This is a genomic window from Streptococcus sp. 27098_8_69 (assembly GCF_041432445.1).
In the GTDB taxonomy this organism is placed as follows: Bacteria; Bacillota; Bacilli; order Lactobacillales; family Streptococcaceae; genus Streptococcus.
The window spans coordinates 1-16,639 of sequence record NZ_JAPVZO010000019.1; the positions used below are offsets into that span (position 1 = coordinate 1).

19 protein-coding genes and 1 pseudogene are annotated in these 16,639 nt (G+C 40.6%); 15 read left to right on the forward strand and 5 right to left on the reverse strand.

Annotated features, from left to right (window positions below; genetic code table 11):
• Window positions 1–164 precede the first annotated feature (164 nt).
• Window positions 165–611, forward strand: coding sequence for a 50S ribosomal protein L13 (rplM, locus tag O3658_RS07325; RefSeq protein WP_001044622.1), 447 nt, complete (start codon window positions 165–167; stop codon window positions 609–611).
• Between the two features lie 18 nt (window positions 612–629).
• Window positions 630–1,022 (forward strand): 30S ribosomal protein S9, encoded by a 393-nt coding sequence (rpsI, locus tag O3658_RS07330; protein WP_000075969.1) that lies wholly within the window; start codon window positions 630–632, stop codon window positions 1,020–1,022.
• Window positions 1,023–1,128: 106 nt separating this feature from the next.
• Here the strand turns inward: rpsI and O3658_RS07335 are convergent.
• A pseudogene (locus O3658_RS07335) lies at window positions 1,129–1,329 on the reverse strand (tyrosine-type recombinase/integrase); the annotation flags it as partial.
• Between the two features lie 139 nt (window positions 1,330–1,468).
• Here O3658_RS07335 and O3658_RS07340 point away from each other — a divergent pair.
• From O3658_RS07340 to O3658_RS07365, 6 genes are all read left to right on the forward strand, one after another.
• Entirely contained in the window at window positions 1,469–1,981 is a 513-nt protein-coding gene (locus O3658_RS07340) for a GNAT family N-acetyltransferase (protein ID WP_371560444.1), read from the forward strand.
• A gap of 684 nt (window positions 1,982–2,665) precedes the next feature.
• Window positions 2,666–3,115: a MarR family winged helix-turn-helix transcriptional regulator gene (locus tag O3658_RS07345; protein WP_371560520.1), complete on the forward strand. Its 450-nt coding sequence runs from the start codon at window positions 2,666–2,668 to the stop codon at window positions 3,113–3,115.
• An 18-nt stretch (window positions 3,116–3,133) separates the two neighbouring features.
• On the forward strand, window positions 3,134–3,988 hold the full coding sequence (locus O3658_RS07350) for an SDR family oxidoreductase (protein WP_371560446.1): 855 nt from the start codon (window positions 3,134–3,136) through the stop codon (window positions 3,986–3,988).
• Window positions 3,981–4,709 carry an ATP-binding cassette domain-containing protein gene (locus O3658_RS07355; protein ID WP_371560448.1) on the forward strand — a complete coding sequence of 243 codons (729 nt, stop codon included), beginning with the start codon at window positions 3,981–3,983 and terminating at the stop codon, window positions 4,707–4,709. Before O3658_RS07350 ends, O3658_RS07355 begins: the two co-directional genes overlap by 8 nt.
• On the forward strand, window positions 4,702–6,222 hold the full coding sequence (locus tag O3658_RS07360) for an ABC transporter permease/substrate-binding protein (protein ID WP_371560450.1): 1,521 nt from the start codon (window positions 4,702–4,704) through the stop codon (window positions 6,220–6,222). The genes O3658_RS07355 and O3658_RS07360 overlap by 8 nt, the downstream gene beginning before the upstream one ends.
• Window positions 6,219–6,842 (forward strand): endonuclease III domain-containing protein, encoded by a 624-nt coding sequence (locus tag O3658_RS07365; RefSeq protein ID WP_371560452.1) that lies wholly within the window; start codon window positions 6,219–6,221, stop codon window positions 6,840–6,842. The genes O3658_RS07360 and O3658_RS07365 overlap by 4 nt, the downstream gene beginning before the upstream one ends.
• Before the next feature lie 186 nt (window positions 6,843–7,028).
• On the opposite strand, the gene O3658_RS07370 is transcribed toward O3658_RS07365, so the two are convergent.
• On the reverse strand, window positions 7,029–7,562 hold the full coding sequence (locus O3658_RS07370) for a TetR/AcrR family transcriptional regulator (RefSeq protein ID WP_371560454.1): 534 nt from the start codon (window positions 7,560–7,562) through the stop codon (window positions 7,029–7,031).
• Window positions 7,563–7,695: 133 nt separating this feature from the next.
• On the opposite strand from O3658_RS07370, the gene O3658_RS07375 reads away from it, so the two are divergent.
• Both O3658_RS07375 and O3658_RS07380 read left to right on the forward strand, forming a co-directional pair.
• Window positions 7,696–8,592 carry a cation diffusion facilitator family transporter gene (locus tag O3658_RS07375; RefSeq protein WP_371560456.1) on the forward strand — a complete coding sequence of 299 codons (897 nt, stop codon included), beginning with the start codon at window positions 7,696–7,698 and terminating at the stop codon, window positions 8,590–8,592.
• A gap of 79 nt (window positions 8,593–8,671) precedes the next feature.
• On the forward strand, window positions 8,672–9,709 hold the full coding sequence (locus tag O3658_RS07380) for a zinc-binding dehydrogenase (RefSeq protein WP_281335687.1): 1,038 nt from the start codon (window positions 8,672–8,674) through the stop codon (window positions 9,707–9,709).
• 63 nt (window positions 9,710–9,772) lie between these two features.
• On the opposite strand, the gene O3658_RS07385 is transcribed toward O3658_RS07380, so the two are convergent.
• Entirely contained in the window at window positions 9,773–10,774 is a 1,002-nt protein-coding gene (locus tag O3658_RS07385) for a LacI family DNA-binding transcriptional regulator (RefSeq protein WP_371560459.1), read from the reverse strand.
• A 168-nt stretch (window positions 10,775–10,942) separates the two neighbouring features.
• Here O3658_RS07385 and O3658_RS07390 point away from each other — a divergent pair, with 168 nt between their 5' ends.
• The 3 genes from O3658_RS07390 (at window position 10,943) to O3658_RS07400 (ending at window position 14,095) form a co-directional block, all read left to right on the forward strand.
• On the forward strand, window positions 10,943–12,121 hold the full coding sequence (locus O3658_RS07390; RefSeq protein WP_371560461.1) for a galactokinase: 1,179 nt from the start codon (window positions 10,943–10,945) through the stop codon (window positions 12,119–12,121).
• 18 nt (window positions 12,122–12,139) lie between these two features.
• Entirely contained in the window at window positions 12,140–13,621 is a 1,482-nt protein-coding gene (locus O3658_RS07395) for a UDP-glucose--hexose-1-phosphate uridylyltransferase (RefSeq protein ID WP_371560462.1), read from the forward strand.
• A 69-nt stretch (window positions 13,622–13,690) separates the two neighbouring features.
• Window positions 13,691–14,095, forward strand: coding sequence for a PaaI family thioesterase (locus O3658_RS07400; protein WP_371560463.1), 405 nt, complete (start codon window positions 13,691–13,693; stop codon window positions 14,093–14,095).
• A 58-nt stretch (window positions 14,096–14,153) separates the two neighbouring features.
• On the opposite strand, the gene O3658_RS07405 is transcribed toward O3658_RS07400, so the two are convergent.
• Both O3658_RS07405 and O3658_RS07410 read right to left on the reverse strand, forming a co-directional pair.
• Complete coding sequence (locus tag O3658_RS07405) at window positions 14,154–14,540, reverse strand: bleomycin resistance protein (RefSeq protein WP_371560465.1); 387 nt, start codon at window positions 14,538–14,540, stop codon at window positions 14,154–14,156.
• Window positions 14,541–14,551: 11 nt separating this feature from the next.
• A complete protein-coding gene (locus O3658_RS07410) occupies window positions 14,552–15,379 on the reverse strand; it encodes an exodeoxyribonuclease III (protein WP_371560467.1) in 828 nt (275 codons plus the stop codon).
• Window positions 15,380–15,511: 132 nt separating this feature from the next.
• Between O3658_RS07410 and O3658_RS07415 the strand changes: the two genes are divergently transcribed.
• Window positions 15,512–15,967 carry a DUF3290 family protein gene (locus O3658_RS07415; RefSeq protein WP_371560469.1) on the forward strand — a complete coding sequence of 152 codons (456 nt, stop codon included), beginning with the start codon at window positions 15,512–15,514 and terminating at the stop codon, window positions 15,965–15,967.
• Complete coding sequence (locus tag O3658_RS07420; RefSeq protein WP_371560471.1) at window positions 15,964–16,599, forward strand: DUF421 domain-containing protein; 636 nt, start codon at window positions 15,964–15,966, stop codon at window positions 16,597–16,599. The genes O3658_RS07415 and O3658_RS07420 overlap by 4 nt, the downstream gene beginning before the upstream one ends.
• Window positions 16,600–16,639 lie beyond the last annotated feature (40 nt).

Consider the following 16,639-nt stretch of genomic DNA (forward strand, 5'->3'; position numbering starts at 1 on the left):
AATAAAAAAATATTTTCCCAATCTCTTGACTTTTATCTGAGAATTTTGATACAATAGTAGACGGTATTGTTTACCCCATTTGTAAGGCCCCGGAACCTTTCAAATACCCCGCGGACCGGAACATCCGCCCTGTAAACAAAAACGATATTCATATAGGAGAAATCATGAACAAAACTACATTCATGGCTAAACCAGGCCAAGTAGAACGCAAATGGTACGTTGTTGACGCAACTGATGTACCTCTTGGACGCCTTTCAGCAGTTGTTGCTAGCGTACTTCGCGGAAAAAATAAACCAACATTCACACCACACACTGATACAGGTGACTTCGTAATCGTTATCAATGCTGAAAAAGTTAAATTGACTGGTAAAAAAGCATCTGATAAGATCTACTACACTCACTCAAACCACCCAGGTGGATTGAAATCAATCTCTGCTGGTGAACTTCGTTCTAAAAATGCAGTTCGTTTGATCGAGAAATCAGTTAAAGGTATGCTTCCACACAATACTCTTGGCCGCGCTCAAGGTATGAAATTGAAAGTATTCGTTGGAGCTGAGCACACTCACGCTGCACAACAACCAGAAGTTCTTGATATTTCAGGACTTATCTAAGGAAAGGAACAATAAAGTATGTCACAAGCACAATATGCAGGTACTGGACGTCGTAAAAACGCTGTTGCACGCGTTCGCCTTGTTCCAGGAACTGGTAAAATCACTGTTAACAAAAAAGATGTTGAAGAGTACATCCCACACGCTGACCTTCGTCTTGTAATCAACCAACCATTCGCAGTTACTTCAACTGTAGGTTCATACGACGTTTTCGTTAACGTTGTAGGTGGTGGATACGCTGGTCAAGCGGGAGCTATCCGTCACGGTATCGCTCGTGCCCTTCTTCAAGTAGACCCAGACTTCCGCGATTCATTGAAACGCGCAGGACTTCTTACACGTGACTCACGTAAAGTTGAACGTAAGAAACCAGGTCTTAAGAAAGCTCGTAAAGCATCACAATTCTCAAAACGTTAATCAATACGATTATATCAACGTTTCAAAGCACTCAAAAGTTTACCTTATGGGTGCTTTTTTCGTGTTTTTTTGAAAAGTTCACCTCAAAGTTTACCTTATTTTCACCTTATTGTTTTAGAGACTTTAAAGCAAATTCACCTACTATCATAGGAACTACATTAGAGGTATTTACATAAATCTGTGTTGTTCCTGTGTCACTGTGTGTTAGAGCCTCAGAGATAGCTTCTAAGCTCATTCCTGCTTGTTTAGCAAGAGTAGCATCGGTATGGCGTAATTTATGAGGTGAAATGTGTTTTAACCTTGGATATTATTTTTCTTCATAGTATGTTGTGCTATAATGTAGATGCGATATGAAAAAATTAAGATAGCTCTGTAAATTCTGTAAATGTCACTTTGTGTGAACATGAGTAAATTTGAGTTTAGAGAATGATAGGAGATGTTTTACAATGATAAGTTTAGAGCTGATGTTTGAAGAAAATAGCATAGATGTTTATTCTTTTGAAAAAGAAAATAGAGAGTATTTTGAGCGAAGTTTACCTCCTAGACCAGCTCACTATTTTGACTTAGAAGGTTTTAAAGAAATTACAAGGGGATTGTTAAGGGAACAAGAGAGCCATGATGTCTACATGCATCTTATTAGAGATGCACAAGGCATTATGGTCGGAAGAATCAATTTAAGTGTTTTAGGGAAGGATAGAAAAACAGCGGAACTTGGATATAGGATTGGAGAAAATGTTACTAATTTAGGATATGCAAGCGAAGCAGTTAAACTCGTTTTAGAAAAGGCCTTTACTACTTATGGTTTACATAAGATTATCGCAGGGACGGCAACGGACAATCTGGCTTCCCAGAGAGTGCTTTTAAAAAATGGTTTCACCTTTAGTAAAATCATAGAAAATGACTTTCAAATGCATAACGAGTGGATTCATACGGCAGTATTTGAGATAAGGAATCTATAGCATCATCATTACCAGTCGTTTGCCAAAACTCAACATTCCCAGTAGACATTTGTCTGCTTTTTTATGGAAAATAGAAGGATATTTGTATAGTTGATTGAAATAAGATGTGAACAAAGAGGTTAGGAGAGTCAGATTAATTTCTAAAAATGTTTTAGAATCTATATTGTACTACTCTAAGTTCAATCTACTATAGCATTCTTTGTTCTTGTTTTTAGTTCTCTATCGTCATGATTTCAAGCCAATTTGTATCTATAATATCTCTTTATTAGCCTTGTTTCTTGTCAAACTTTTTAATCCTCAGATCAAGCCGAATATCTTATCAGCTAGTTTTGCTATGGGATTTAATATTCTATTGAATACATCAATTGTCTGTTATCTTTACTTTCTTGAGTTAAAAACTCTTAGTTTTAGTTCTTTTTACTTACTCTACTATATAAAAATTTTTATCATTCCTTTATGCTTGGTTTCTAGTCAAAATTCTAAGTATGGTCCTTATCTAGCCCATAGTACTCTTTTTAAGAGGGATGCTTCAGATGTAATTTATGTTTAATTTTATAAAAACGATGACTTTCTACTTTTTGGTAGGAAGTTTTTTATTATTTCCATATCGAAATAGTTGACAGATGTAATTCAGGGTGTTACAATAATTAAAAAGTTCGATATAGAATAAAAAAAGGAGACAAAATAGACAAGATGTTAGGGGGCTACCAAGCTCTACAGATTCGATTGTTAAATGGGCGTATCTTTCAAAAGTTGCTGAGCAAGGAACCAGATGCTCAGTACAGAAGTGAACAAGGGAAAATTTTAACGATTTTGTGGAAGCAAGAGTTGGGGTGCGCTACTGCGACCGATATCGCTCTCGCGACGGGTCTAGCCAATAATACATTGACCAGTATGGTTAAGAAATTGGAAGAACAAGGCTTGGTTACGATTCAACCTTGCACACAGGATAAAAGGAAAAAATATATTTCTTTGACAGAACTTGGTTGGGCGCAAAAAGAAATTGGAGACCGTGTTAGTCGGGAACTGGGAGAGATTTTCTACCAAGGGTTTTCAGATCAAGAAATCCGAGAATTTGAAGCCTATCAAGAGCGGATTATCTCAAATCTAAAGGCTAAAGAAAATGACATCTAAGGAAAGGAAGTAACAGTTATGATTGGTATTACAGGGGTATCAGGGGAATTAGGTTCCTATGTGGCGAATCTTATAGATCAAAAAGGAATTGCTTCCGTCCATTTAGCACGAAGCCCAGAGCGTGCAAAGATCTATGCGTCTGCGGAAATCCGTAGAATATCGTATGTCAATACACCAGAGGTGGTTGAGGCCTTGAAGGGTATTGATATCTTGTTGATGGTTTCTGCTCGGGAAAATCCAGAGCGTGTCAAGGAGCATAAGGAGTTTTTAGATGCTGCAAGACTAGCAGGGGTGCAACATATCGTTTATACCTCCTTTTATGGGGCAGATGAGAAGGCAACGTTCACTTTGTCTCGAGATCATGCCCAGACGGAAGCCTATATCAAGGAGTTAGGGTTCACCTACACTTTTTTGAGAGATAATTTTTACTTGGATTTCTTGATTGATATTGCACTTGAAAATGAAGAAATTCGTGGTCCGGCCGGCAGTGGCCTTGTGTCAGCTGTTGCCCGTAAGGACACATCTAGGGTTGCAGCAGAAATTCTTTTAAATCCTAAGGAGTGGGAAAATCAAACCTTGAATTTGACAGGGCCAGAGGATCTCTCCATGGAAGAAATCGTAGCACTTCTCTCAAATCAGACCGGTAAGGACATCACGTATATAGATGAATCAGTAGAAGAAGCCTATGAGTCACGAAAAAAATGGCCAGCACAAACTTGGGAGTACGATGCATGGGTCAGTACTTATACAGCGATTAAAGTTGGGGAACAGGCTGGGGTTTCAACAGATATCGAAAAAGTCCTAGGGCATCCAGCAAGCAACCTATTGGATATTCTTAGAGACAGAAAACTTATTGAGGAAAAAAATGATTGAATACAAACATGTAGCCTTGCGCTACACGGATAAAAACATTTTGAAAGATGTCAATCTCCGAATTGAAAATGGAGAATTCATGGTGCTAGTGGGTCCTTCAGGATCTGGAAAGACCACTATGATCAAGATGATTAACCGTCTTTTGGAACCGACAGATGGCAATATCTATATGGATGGAAAACGCATCAAAGACTATGATGAACGAGAATTACGTCTCAGTACCGGCTATGTCCTTCAAGCTATTGCCCTATTTCCTAACTTGACGGTTGCGGAAAATATAGCTCTCATTCCTGAGATGAAGGGCTGGAGCAAGGAGCAAATCACCTCTAAAACCGAAGAACTCTTGAACAAGGTGGGGCTACCTGCTGCAGAGTATGCCCATCGTTTACCAAGCGAGTTATCTGGTGGTGAGCAACAGCGGATTGGCATTGTACGAGCCATCATTGGGGAACCAAAAATCTTGCTGATGGATGAGCCCTTTTCAGCCTTGGATGCTATCTCTCGCAAGCAGTTGCAAGCTCTCACCAAGGATTTGCACAAGGAGTTCGGGATGACCACCATCTTCGTTACTCATGATACGGATGAGGCTTTGAAATTAGGGGATCGAATTGCAGTTTTGCAGGATGGAGAAATTCGCCAGGTGGCAGAACCTAAAACAATTTTACAAGCGCCTGCGACAGACTTTGTAGCAAACTTATTTGGAGGTAGCCTTCATGTCTAATTTGATTTCAACCTTTCAAGAGCGTTTTGGGGAATGGTTAACCGCTCTTGGGCAACACTTACAATTATCGCTTTTGACCTTATTGGTTGCTATTTTTCTGACCATCCCACTTGCGGTTTATCTAAATAGCCACAAAAAAGCTGCGAACTGGGTGCTACAAGTTGCGGGTATCTTTCAGACCATTCCTTCAATGGCTTTGTTGGGGCTCTTTATTCCTTTCATGGGGATTGGAACCTTACCAGCCCTTACAGCTCTAGTTATTTACGCTATTTTTCCGATTTTAGAAAATACGATTACAGCCTTGAACGGCATTGATCCTAGTCTTGAGGAGGCAGGGATTGCTTTTGGAATGACCAAGTGCGAGCGACTCAAAAAGTTTGAAATTCCACTTGCCATGCCTGTCATTGTATCGGGGGTTCGTACAGCAACCGTTATGATCATTGGGACAGCGACTTTAGCCGCTCTTGTTGGAGCTGGTGGATTAGGCTCCTTTATCCTTTTGGGAATTGATCGTCGGAATGCTAGTCTCATTTTAATCGGTGCAATCTCATCAGCTATTTTGGCTATTCTCTTTAATGTTGTTCTCAAATGGTTGGAAAAGGCAAAGTTGCGTACGATTGTTGCAGCCTTTGCAGTGATGGTCCTTGGTTTGGGAGCTAGTTATGCTCCAAGCATGATTCCTAACAAAGAGAAAGAAAATCTGGTTATAGCTGGGAAGTTGGGACCTGAACCTGAGATTCTCATGAATATGTATAAGCTTCTCATTGAGGAAAATACGGATATGACGGTGACGGTCAAGCCTAACTTTGGGAAGACAGATTTCCTTTATCAAGCGCTGAAAAAAGGGGACATTGATATCTATCCAGAATTTACAGGGACTATTACAGGTTCTCTCTTGCAGCCAGCTCCTAAAGTGAGCAATGACTCTGAAGAGGTTTTCGAAGCTGCGCGTGATGGTATTAAGAAACAAGATAATCTAGTCTTACTGAATCATATGGCTTATCAAAACACCTTTGCGATTGCAGTTCCTAAAAGTATTGCGAAAGAATATAATTTGAAGACTATTTCCGATCTTAAGGGAGTTCAAGATAAACTGAAGGCAGGATTTACTCTAGAGTTTAATGACCGCGAGGATGGAAACAAGGGATTGCAATCTGTTTATGGACTAAATCTCAATGTGGCAACAATGGAGCCAGCCCTTCGCTATGATGCGATCAAGGCTGGTGATATACAGATTATGGAAGTTTATTCGACAGACCCAGAAATCGAACGTTACCAACTTCAAATTTTAGAAGATGATCAACACCTCTTCCCTCCTTATCAAGGGGCACCACTCATGAAAGCTGAATTACTCGAAAAACATCCGGAGTTGGAAGCTGTTCTTAATAAGCTAGCTGGTAAAATCACTGAGAACCAGATGAGTCAGATGAACTACCAGGTTGGTATTGATGGTAAGGATGCTTATACTGTTGCACATGATTTCTTGGTGGAACAGGGATTATTGAAAAAATGATCAAGCAAGAAGAAATACAAGAGACTCTTTTGCGACTCTGTAAGCACTATGGAGAACAAAATTGGTGGCAATCGGATAACAAGCTGGAAGATTTGGTATCGACAATTCTTATCCAGCGAACAACTGAGAAGAATGCCAAGTTAGCTTTAGCTGGTCTTATGGATGTCATGACAGTAGAGGGTATCCTGGCTTTATCGCTAGAAGAGTTACAGGAACGTATTCGACCTGCTGGATTTTTTAAGCAAAAGTCTCAAACGATTAGGGGACTTCTGATCTGGTTAAGAGAAAATGGTGGTTTTGAGGTTCTTGCTAGGATTGGAACAGAAGATTTACGGAAGAAACTTTTAGAGTTAAAAGGGATTGGACCAGAGACTGCAGATGCACTTTTACTTTATCTTTTTGATCGTCCAGTATTTATTTCTGATGAATATGCGAGAAGACTTTTTCGACGCTTAGAATTTGGAAACTTTAAAACCTATAGTGAAATGCATGCTGTTTATGGTGACGTCTTGGAAGGATTCACTCTTAAACAATGCCAAGAGATTCATGCTGTTATTGATGAGCATGGGAAAGCTTTTAGCAAAAGTAAAGGCCAGTTAGACGAAAGTTGGTTACGATAAAAAATTCTAAGACTTCTTGTCTTAGAATTTTTTTAGTGAATTTACTGGCTTAAAAAATCATAGTTTGATCAGATTAGTAAGTAGAAAGTAGATGTAAAATACTCAAGGTGAATTGGAATATTTGAATGATAGAATGTCGACTAGTATTTTTCTTTTGAGTGGATATGAAATCTATAGTTGTGTTTACTACTTCATCTCTAAAACATCTAAGTAAAAGCTCACTACTTGATCTTCCTTATAGGATTTTCCTTTTTTGAGCCACCAGGTCAATGTTTCGATAAAGTTAGTTACTACAAAATGCTTGAGATAGGAAGTAGGAATATTAGGATAGGAAACTTGTAAATCCTTTGCGACCATGGGATAAACATGGTGTTCCAATTCTTTCTGTAATTGGCGGAGGAAGTAGTCATTTTTAGAGAAAAGAAGACTGGTGACGTGGTCCTGATTTTTCTTAAAATGCGAAAAGATATGGGACAAATAAGCTTCTGTAGATATATTTTCCTCGCGTTCAAAAAGATGATGAAAGAGATACCGGCAGAGCTCATCTAGGAGTAATTCCTTACTCTCATAGTGACTGTAAAAGGTGGAGCGACCAACATCTGCCAGGTCTATAATCTCCTGAACTGTGATAGTTTCGTAATCTTTTTGATTCAATAATTGTAAAAAAGCAGTATAGATAGCTTTTCGTGTCTTGGTAATGCGGCGATCTTGAGCAACCATATGGACAATTTGAACAAATTGTTCAGTAACTTACAAAGAGAACAGTTTGCCCCTATCCTTTCTTTTCGGAGTAAGAGATAATACTAGTAAAGGGAATATTTATACTACTATTATACCAAAGGAGGATGAAAAAATGACAACGAAAGGTGCGGTTTGGCTAGCTTTTTTCTTAAATTTGAGTTATGCCATTGTCGAGTTTATGGCTGGTGGAGTGTTTGGTTCCAGTGCTGTTCTTGCTGACTCTGTCCATGATTTGGGAGATGCAATCGCAATTGGGCTATCAGCATTTCTAGAAACAATCTCCAATCGTGAAGAAGATAGTCATTACACCTTGGGGTACAAACGTTTTAGTCTCTTAGGTGCCTTGGTAACGGCTGTTATTCTCATGACAGGATCTGCTTTAGTCATTTTGGAGAATATAACGAAACTCTTTCATCCACAAGCGGTCAATGATGAGGGTATCCTCTGGCTAGGAATCATTGCTGTTAGCATTAATGTGCTGGCGAGTCTAGTAGTTCGCAAGGGAAAAACAAAAAACGAATCCATTCTTAGCCTGCATTTTCTGGAAGATACTCTGGGTTGGCTGGCTGTTATCCTAATGGCTATTGTTCTGCGATTTACCGACTGGTATATTCTGGATCCGCTCTTATCTCTTGTCATTTCCTTCTTCATTCTGTTAAAGGCTATTCCACGTTTTTGGTCTACACTCAAGATTTTCCTCGATGCCGTGCCAGAAGGAGTGGATATCAAGCAAGTAAAGAGTGATTTGGAACGGTTGGAGTATGTGGCTAGTATCAATCAGCTTAACCTATGGACCATGGATGGTTTGGAGAAAAATGCCATTATCCATGTTTGTCTAAAAGAGATCGGACAGATGGAGGTTTGTAAAGAATCCATTCGAACCCTACTCAAAGATTGTGGTTTTCAAAATATTACCATTGAGGTAGATGCAGACTTAGCAAGCCACCAGGTTCATAAGCGTAAAATTGAGGAGTTGGAAGTAGATAAAAGTCATGAACATCATCATTAATGAGATGTAGTATAAGTGAGCGAAAGCTAAATAAAAAGTGTATACTAAAGGTAGTTACATAGAGAGAGGAAATTTTTAAATGAAATCAGCAATTTATACCAAGGCAGGTCAGGTCGGCATTGAAGAAGTTAAGCGTCCAAGCATTCAAGAATCGGATGATGTCATTATCCGTGTAGTTCGTGCTTGCGTTTGTGGTTCAGACCTATGGAGTTACCGCAATCCAGATATTAAAGCGGGACATAAAAATAGTGGACACGAAGCAATCGGAATCGTTGAAGAAACTGGAGAAGCCATTACCACGGTCAAGCCCGGTGATTTTGTGATTGTGCCATTTACTCATGGTTGTGGGGAATGTGATGCCTGTCGTGCTGGATTTGATGGTTCCTGTGACAATCATATTGGAAATAACCTAGGTGGAAATTTCCAAGCTGAATATCTCCGCTTCCACTATGCTAATTGGGCCCTTGTAAAAATTCCTGGACAACCGTCTGACTACACAGAAGGTATGCTCAAGTCTCTCTTGACTCTGGCTGATGTCATGCCAACAGGCTATCATGCAGCGCGTGTAGCAGATGTAAAACCAGGTGATAAGGTTGTCGTTATTGGGGATGGGGCTGTTGGCCAATGTGCTGTCATTGCTGCTAAGATGCGTGGAGCTTCACAAATTATCCTTATGAGTCGTCACGAAGATCGTCAAAAGATGGCCTTGGAATCAGGAGCGACAGCTGTTGTAGCTGAGCGAGGAGAAGAAGGCATTGCCAAGGTGCGTGAAATTCTTGGCGGTGGAGCAGACGCCGCTCTTGAGTGCGTCGGTACTGAAGCGGCTGTTGAGCAAGCACTGGGTGTCCTTCATAATGGCGGTCGTATGGGATTTGTAGGAGTTCCACATTATAAGAATCGTGCTCTTGGTTCAACCTTTATGCAAAATATCTCTGTTGCAGGTGGAGCAGCTTCTGCAACAACATACGATAAGCAATTCTTGCTCAAAGCTGTTCTTGATGGTGATATCAATCCAGGTCGTGTCTTTACTTCAAGTTACAAACTAGAAGATATTGACAAAGCATATAAGGCCATGGATGAACGCAAGACCATTAAATCTATGATTGTGATGGATTAAAAAGAAAAACCTAATAGGATTTGAGAAACTCTATTAGGTTTTTTTTATGTTCAAGTGTTGTGCTTAATGCAAGGTGCTTTCTCTTAAAGTCAGTTTGGTTCCTAGCATGGTGAGGCTTGGAATTTTACGGCCGTGAAGGACTTCTCTGTTCAAAATATCCATTCCTGTGCGTCCCATTTCTTCGGTGTAGACAGTAATACTAGAAAGTGGTGGGAACACTTGCTTGGTTAGAATAGTATCATTAAAGGAAATAATGCTGACGCGCTCTGGTATGCTGATGCTGGCTTCTTGAATAGCGCGAAGAGCACCGATTGCCAAACTATCACTAGCTGCAAAAAAGGCTTGTGGAAGGTTATCTCCTAATTTTTCGATAGCCTCTTTCATCAAGTTGTATCCAGATTGGGCAGTAAATAGCCCTTGGAAAATGAATTCTTCGTTATAAATTCCCTTTTCTTGTGTATAGGATTTAAAGTAATCTAAGCGTTTATCTGAGATAACTTCTTCATGGTCAGTAGTAGTTTCAAGACCGGATAGGATACCAATCTTTTTAAGCCCATGATCTGTAAAGTAATCAACCACCTGTCGAACCGCATTATAGAAATCCGTAATGACACAGGTATGACCAAGGGCAATCGTATCACTGTCAAGGAAAACTAGAGGTTTGTGATATTCTTCAAACGAGGCAATCTGTGCTTGGCTAAATTTCCCGATACAAAGAATCCCAATAACTTCTTCGCTAAGCGTAAAAGGTTGATCATTGAAATAACGCAAGATATCGTAATCTAATTCTTGAGCTCTATTTTCAATTCCTAGGCGAATCTGGTAGTAGTAGAGATCTTCTAACTCTCCCTGTTCACTGACCCACTGGATAATAGCGATTTTCTGTTTAAGTTTATGTGATTCACCTGTTTTGAGATGTTTGGTGTAGCCTAGTTCTTCGGCAACGGTTAAAATACGATGTCTGGTTTCTTCTGTCACAGATAGGCTCTGATCGCGATTGAGGACACGGGATACAGTTGCGATCGAGACAGAGGCTAGCTGAGCAATATCTTTGAGTGTAGCCATAATTCCCCTCCTTTTTAGGTTATTATAGCATATTTTTCTTCCTTTTTACTCATAGTTTAGTAAAATATCGGTAAAAATGTTGACCTAAGCAAAACCCTTGGGTACAATAGAAGAAAACGATTACAGGATAAACTTTTTTACCTAATATTTCGTCAAAGGAGAATTCATATGACACAACATCTTACTGCTGAAGCACTTCGCAAGGATTTTCTTGCTGTTTTTGGTCAAGAAGCAGATCAAACCTTCTTCTCACCAGGGCGCATCAACTTGATTGGGGAACATACTGACTATAATGGTGGCCATGTTTTCCCGGCAGCTATTTCACTAGGAACTTATGGAGCTGCACGCAAGCGCGATGACCAAGTATTGCGTTTCTACTCCGCAAACTTTGAGGACAAAGGCATTATCGAAGTGCCTCTAGCTGACCTTAAGTTTGAGAAAGAGCACAACTGGACCAACTATCCAAAAGGTGTCCTTCATTTCTTGCAAGAAGCTGGGCATGTGATTGACAAAGGTTTTGATTTCTATGTTTTTGGGAATATCCCAAATGGTGCGGGCTTGTCTTCTTCTGCATCTTTGGAGCTTTTGACTGGTGTCGTGGCAGAATACCTCTTTGACCTAAAATTGGACCGTTTAGATTTAGTAAAAATCGGGAAATTGACAGAGAATAACTTTATCGGTGTTAACTCTGGTATCATGGACCAATTTGCTATCGGTATGGGGGCAGATCAACGTGCTATTTACCTAGATACTAATACTCTAGAATACGACTTGGTTCCTCTTGATTTGAAGGACAATGTTGTTGTTATCATGAATACCAACAAACGCCGTGAACTAGCAGATTCTAAGTACAATGAACGCCGTGCTGAATGTGAAAAAGCAGTGGAAGAACTCCAAGCTGCCTTGGATATCCAGACTTTAGGTGAATTGGACGAGTGGGCTTTTGATGAATACAGCTACTTGATCAAAGACGAAAATCGCTTGAAACGTGCTCGCCATGCCGTTCTTGAAAACCAACGTACCCTTAAAGCGCAAGCCGCTCTTCAAGCAGGAGATTTGGACAAGTTTGGTCGTTTGATGAATGCATCTCATGTTTCGCTTGAGCACGACTATGAAGTAACTGGTTTGGAATTAGATACCCTCGTTCACACTGCATGGGCTCAAGAAGGTGTTCTTGGTGCTCGTATGACAGGAGCAGGTTTTGGTGGTTGTGCGATCGCCTTGGTTCAAAAGGATGCGGTTGAGTCCTTTAAAGAAGCTGTAGGCAAGCACTATGAAGAAATCGTTGGTTACGCTCCAAGTTTCTATATCGCTGAAGTGGCAGGTGGAACTCGCGTTCTTGATTAGTCAGAAGGAGGGTTTCTAGTGACCTTAGTAGAAAATTTTGTGACCAAAGTCATTGCAGAAAGTAGCTTTGAAGAGTTGGATCGGATTTATCTAACCAATCGTGTTTTAGCACTGGTGGGAGATGGAGTTCTTGAAGTTGAGACTGACCAAGATGATTTGATTGACCTCAAAGACCAGCTTGTCGAGGAAGCCGTTCGATTGGAAACGATTGAAGATAGTCAGGCTGCGCGTGAGATTCTCGGTGCTGACCTCATGGACTTGGTAACCCCTTGTCCAAGTCAGGTTAATCGTGATTTTTGGGATACCTATGCCCAGTCTCCAGAGCAGGCGATTGCGGATTTCTACCAACTCAGTCAGAGAAATGACTACATCAAACTGAAGGCTATCGCAAAGAATATTGCTTATCGTGTACCGTCTGACTACGGTGAACTGGAGATTACCATCAATCTCTCTAAGCCTGAAAAGGATCCAAAAGAGATAGCGGCAGCTAAGTTGGTTAAATCCAGTAACTATCCTCAATGTCAGCTTTGTATGGAAAACGAAGGCTACCAAGGACGTGTTAATCATCCAGCTAGAAGCAATCACCGAATTATTCGTTTTGATATTTCTGGTCAGGAGTGGGGCTTCCAATATTCGCCTTACGCTTACTTTAATGAGCACTGTATTTTCCTAGACAGCAAGCATCGTCCTATGGCTATTAGTCGCCAAAGTTTTGAACGTTTGTTAGCAATTGTGGAGCAGTTCCCAGGCTACTTTGCTGGTTCGAATGCTGATTTGCCAATCGTAGGTGGCTCCATCCTGACCCATGATCATTACCAAGGTGGGCGCCATGTATTCCCAATGGAAGTGGCTCCTATTCAGAAAAGCTTTACCTTTGAAGGTTTTGAATCTGTAAAAGCAGGGATAGTTCAGTGGCCTATGTCAGTCATTCGATTGACTTCGGATTCTAAAGAGGATTTGACAGAACTAGCGGATAAAATCTTACTGGCTTGGCGTCAATACTCAGATCCAAGTGTACAGGTCTTGGCAGAAAGTAATGGAACACCGCATCACACTATCACACCGATTGCGCGTAAAAGAGATGGGCAGTTTGAGTTGGATTTGGTCTTACGGGACAATCAAACATCTCCAGAGCATCCAGATGGTATCTATCATCCCCACAAGGATGTCCAACATATCAAGAAGGAAAATATCGGCTTGATAGAGGTTATGGGATTGGCTATCTTGCCACCACGCTTGAAGAAAGAAGTGGAGCAAGTAGCAGCTTACCTAGTCGGAGAGGATGTTCTAGTAGCAGATTATCACAAAGAATGGGCGGATGAATTGAAAGACTCCCATCCTTACTTGACTGACAAAGACCAAGCTCTTAATATCGTCCAAGAATCTGTTGGAAAAATCTTTGCTCGAGTTTTGGAAGATGCAGGAGTTTACAAGCAAACAGAAGAAGGACAAGCAGCCTTTATGCGTTTCGTGGAGCAGGTTGGGATTTTAGCTGAATAAGTGCTTCTCCCTTGCGCAGAGTCTTGAAAAGTAGTATCATAGTGTCGTTTAAAATATCAGGAGGAAAGTATGAAAGATTTTCACTTTGACGCTATATCTGCCTTTGAAAACTACGAAATTGAAAAAATGAGAGACGGTCACGTTGCAGTAACGACAAAAGTAGTGGACTCCTCACTCAACTACTATGGGAATGCCCATGGAGGTTATCTATTTACCCTTTGTGATCAAATCAGTGGACTTGTGGTGATTTCGCTTGGATTAGATGGGGTGACACTCCAGTCTTCCATCAACTATCTGAAAGCTGGAAATCTAGGGGATGTTCTCACTATCAAAGGAGAATGTGTCCACCAAGGACGCACCACTTGTGTGGTCGATGTTGATATCACCAACCAAGATGGCCGAAATGTCTGCAAGGCAACCTTCACCATGTTTGTAACAGGACAACGGTCTGAAGATAGACAGGTGAGGATATAGGAAACAAGAAAAAGAGGTCTATGCCTCTTTTTTATTACTTTCCCACGGTAGTGTAATTCTATTCACTAAATCTTAAAAAATAGCCATCTGGGTCTAAAACTGCAAATTCATGAGGATAGATATATTGTTCACCAACACGAAATTCTCTTTTGGTCAAAGGACGATGAATAGGATAGTTAGACTTGATTACTTTCTGATAGAGTCGAGGGACATCCTCTATGCCGAAGGAGATGTTGACTCCACGACCAAAGGGGGAGTTTAGTTCAGCTAGTTCCTCCTTACTCCCCTCCTCTAGCATTAGTTGGCAATCTTCAAGAGATAGGAAGAGAAATTTTTCTTCTGGTCGTTCGTATTCGATGGTAAAACCCAACAAATCACAGTAGAAGGAACGGGACTGTTCTATATTTGAGACCATAAACTCGGGAATAACTGCATTGTAGTCCATAAATAAAATCCTTACAATTCAATCTCCAAGACAATCGGTGTATGGTCTTGGCGTGCTCCTGAATCGATCATATCTGACTTGGTAACCTTGTCTGCTACACGGTTACTTGTGAGCCAGTAGTCGATTCTCCAGCCTGTGTTGTTGATTTTTGAAGTCTTGCTGCGTTGTGCCCACCAAGTATAGCGTTCTGGCACATCGCCATGGATATGGCGGAAGGTATCTGTAAATCCTTTGGCTAAAAGGTTTGTAAATCCTTCACGTTCTTCGTCTGTAAATCCTGGTGAACGACGGTTGCTGGCTGGGTTGGCAAGGTCAATTTCCTTGTGGGCAACGTTGTAGTCTCCGGTTGCTAGGACAGGTTTTTGCTTGTCTAATTCAGCCAAGTACTCCGTATATTTGGCATCCCAAACTTGACGTTCTTCCAAGCGTTTGAGGCCATCACCAGCGTTTGGTGTGTAAACTTGAGTCACGAAAAATGTATCAAATTCTAAAGTGATGATACGGCCTTCAGAGTCCATGGTAGAAGGGGCACCGATTTCTGGGAAGCTGATGCTTGGAGTCAGTTCTTTCTTATAGAGGAACATAGTTCCAGCATAACCTTTACGAGCAGGTTCTTGAGAGGAACGCCAAGTATTTTCATATCCAGGGAAGAGTTCTTCTAACATCTCGAGATGTTTTTTAGTAGGCCCTGTAGCTGAAAGCTTGGTTTCTTGGATGGCAATGATATCAGCGTCTTCGGCTACCAAGGTTTGTAGGACATCTTGTGATAATTTCGCACGCGCAGAATCACTTGTCAATGCTGCATTGAGGGAATCAATATTCCATGAGATTAGTTTCATAATGTTTACCTTTTCATTCAGATTATAGACAATATTATACCAGAAAAGAATACATTTCCCCAGCGTATAGTTTGAAAAATCAAGGTCATTCCTTTATAATAAAGAATGATTTATATAAAGGATTGAAAATAAATGAAATTTTACTCATATGAATATGTCTTGAGCCAGATTGGCCAACAAAATAGTGTCATGATTGGCTTTGGAGTATTCTTGCTTGCCATCACTGGATTTTTTGCTTTTAAGGCTTACCGCGACCATCGAGGAACCAAGTTTCGCGAGTTGGTGATGATCTCGTCTTTGGCTTTACTGGCTGTCATTCTCGGTATTATATCTACTTATCAGTCAAATCAAGCTTCCAACAACCAATTTCAAACGTCACTTCATTTTATAGAAGTTGTTTCTGAGGACTTAGGGGTGGATAAATCAGAGGTCTACGTCAATACTTCTGCAGCCACAGATGGTGCACTTCTCAAGGTAGGAAACAAATACTACCGTGCTTTAAGTGGGAGTGAACCGGATAAATATCTCTTGGAAAAACTTGACTTATATCAAACAAGCGACATTGAATTAGTGGAGGCAAACAAATGACATTTAACTATATCGAAATTCTGATTAAACTGGCTTTAGGTCTTGTATCTCTTGTCTTTGTTATCAACATGACAGGGAAGGGAAATCTAGCGCCCAACTCAGCAATTGACCAAATCCAAAACTATGTTCTTGGGGGAATCATCGGTGGGGTAATCTATAATAGCTCTATTACTATCCTTCAGTATGCAGTTATCTTGATTATGTGGACAATCTTGGTTTTACTTCTCAAGTGGCTTACGAATAACGTCGGCTTTGTAAAACAAATGATTGACGGGAAACCAACCCTACTCATCAAAAATGGGGAAATTGATCCAGAAGCCTGCCGTTCTGTTGGCTTATCAGCTTCTGACGTAGCCCTTAAACTTCGTAGCCAAGGTATCTTCCAGCTTAAAGAAGTCAAGCGTGCTGTACGAGAGCAAAACGGTCAGCTGATTGTAGTACAAAATGGAGATGAAAATCCTAAGTTTCCTGTCATCACAGATGGTGTCATTCAGTTTGATGTCCTTGATACTCTCAGCTTAACGGAAGAATGGCTCTTAGATCATCTGAATAAGCAAGGGTATGATAATGTGGCCAATATCTTTATCGCTGAGTATGACAAAGGTCAACTAAGCGTCGTCACCTATGAATAAGAAAAACCTGGGGTTCATGCCTCAGGTTTCCATTTGTCAT

Coding starts and splice junctions, on each gene's coding strand:
- O3658_RS07410 (WP_371560467.1), bottom strand. CDS start 15,379: ATGAAACTAATCTCATGGAATATTGATTCCCTCAATGCAGCATTGACA.
- O3658_RS07390 (WP_371560461.1), top strand. CDS start 10,943: ATGACACAACATCTTACTGCTGAAGCACTTCGCAAGGATTTTCTTGCT.
- O3658_RS07415 (WP_371560469.1), top strand. CDS start 15,512: ATGAAATTTTACTCATATGAATATGTCTTGAGCCAGATTGGCCAACAA.
- O3658_RS07385 (WP_371560459.1), bottom strand. CDS start 10,774: ATGGCTACACTCAAAGATATTGCTCAGCTAGCCTCTGTCTCGATCGCA.
- rplM (WP_001044622.1), top strand. CDS start 165: ATGAACAAAACTACATTCATGGCTAAACCAGGCCAAGTAGAACGCAAA.
- O3658_RS07400 (WP_371560463.1), top strand. CDS start 13,691: ATGAAAGATTTTCACTTTGACGCTATATCTGCCTTTGAAAACTACGAA.
- O3658_RS07340 (WP_371560444.1), top strand. CDS start 1,469: ATGATAAGTTTAGAGCTGATGTTTGAAGAAAATAGCATAGATGTTTAT.
- O3658_RS07405 (WP_371560465.1), bottom strand. CDS start 14,540: ATGGACTACAATGCAGTTATTCCCGAGTTTATGGTCTCAAATATAGAA.
- rpsI (WP_000075969.1), top strand. CDS start 630: ATGTCACAAGCACAATATGCAGGTACTGGACGTCGTAAAAACGCTGTT.
- O3658_RS07350 (WP_371560446.1), top strand. CDS start 3,134: ATGATTGGTATTACAGGGGTATCAGGGGAATTAGGTTCCTATGTGGCG.
- O3658_RS07380 (WP_281335687.1), top strand. CDS start 8,672: ATGAAATCAGCAATTTATACCAAGGCAGGTCAGGTCGGCATTGAAGAA.
- O3658_RS07420 (WP_371560471.1), top strand. CDS start 15,964: ATGACATTTAACTATATCGAAATTCTGATTAAACTGGCTTTAGGTCTT.
- O3658_RS07365 (WP_371560452.1), top strand. CDS start 6,219: ATGATCAAGCAAGAAGAAATACAAGAGACTCTTTTGCGACTCTGTAAG.
- O3658_RS07370 (WP_371560454.1), bottom strand. CDS start 7,562: ATGGTTGCTCAAGATCGCCGCATTACCAAGACACGAAAAGCTATCTAT.
- O3658_RS07355 (WP_371560448.1), top strand. CDS start 3,981: ATGATTGAATACAAACATGTAGCCTTGCGCTACACGGATAAAAACATT.
- O3658_RS07375 (WP_371560456.1), top strand. CDS start 7,696: ATGACAACGAAAGGTGCGGTTTGGCTAGCTTTTTTCTTAAATTTGAGT.
- O3658_RS07360 (WP_371560450.1), top strand. CDS start 4,702: ATGTCTAATTTGATTTCAACCTTTCAAGAGCGTTTTGGGGAATGGTTA.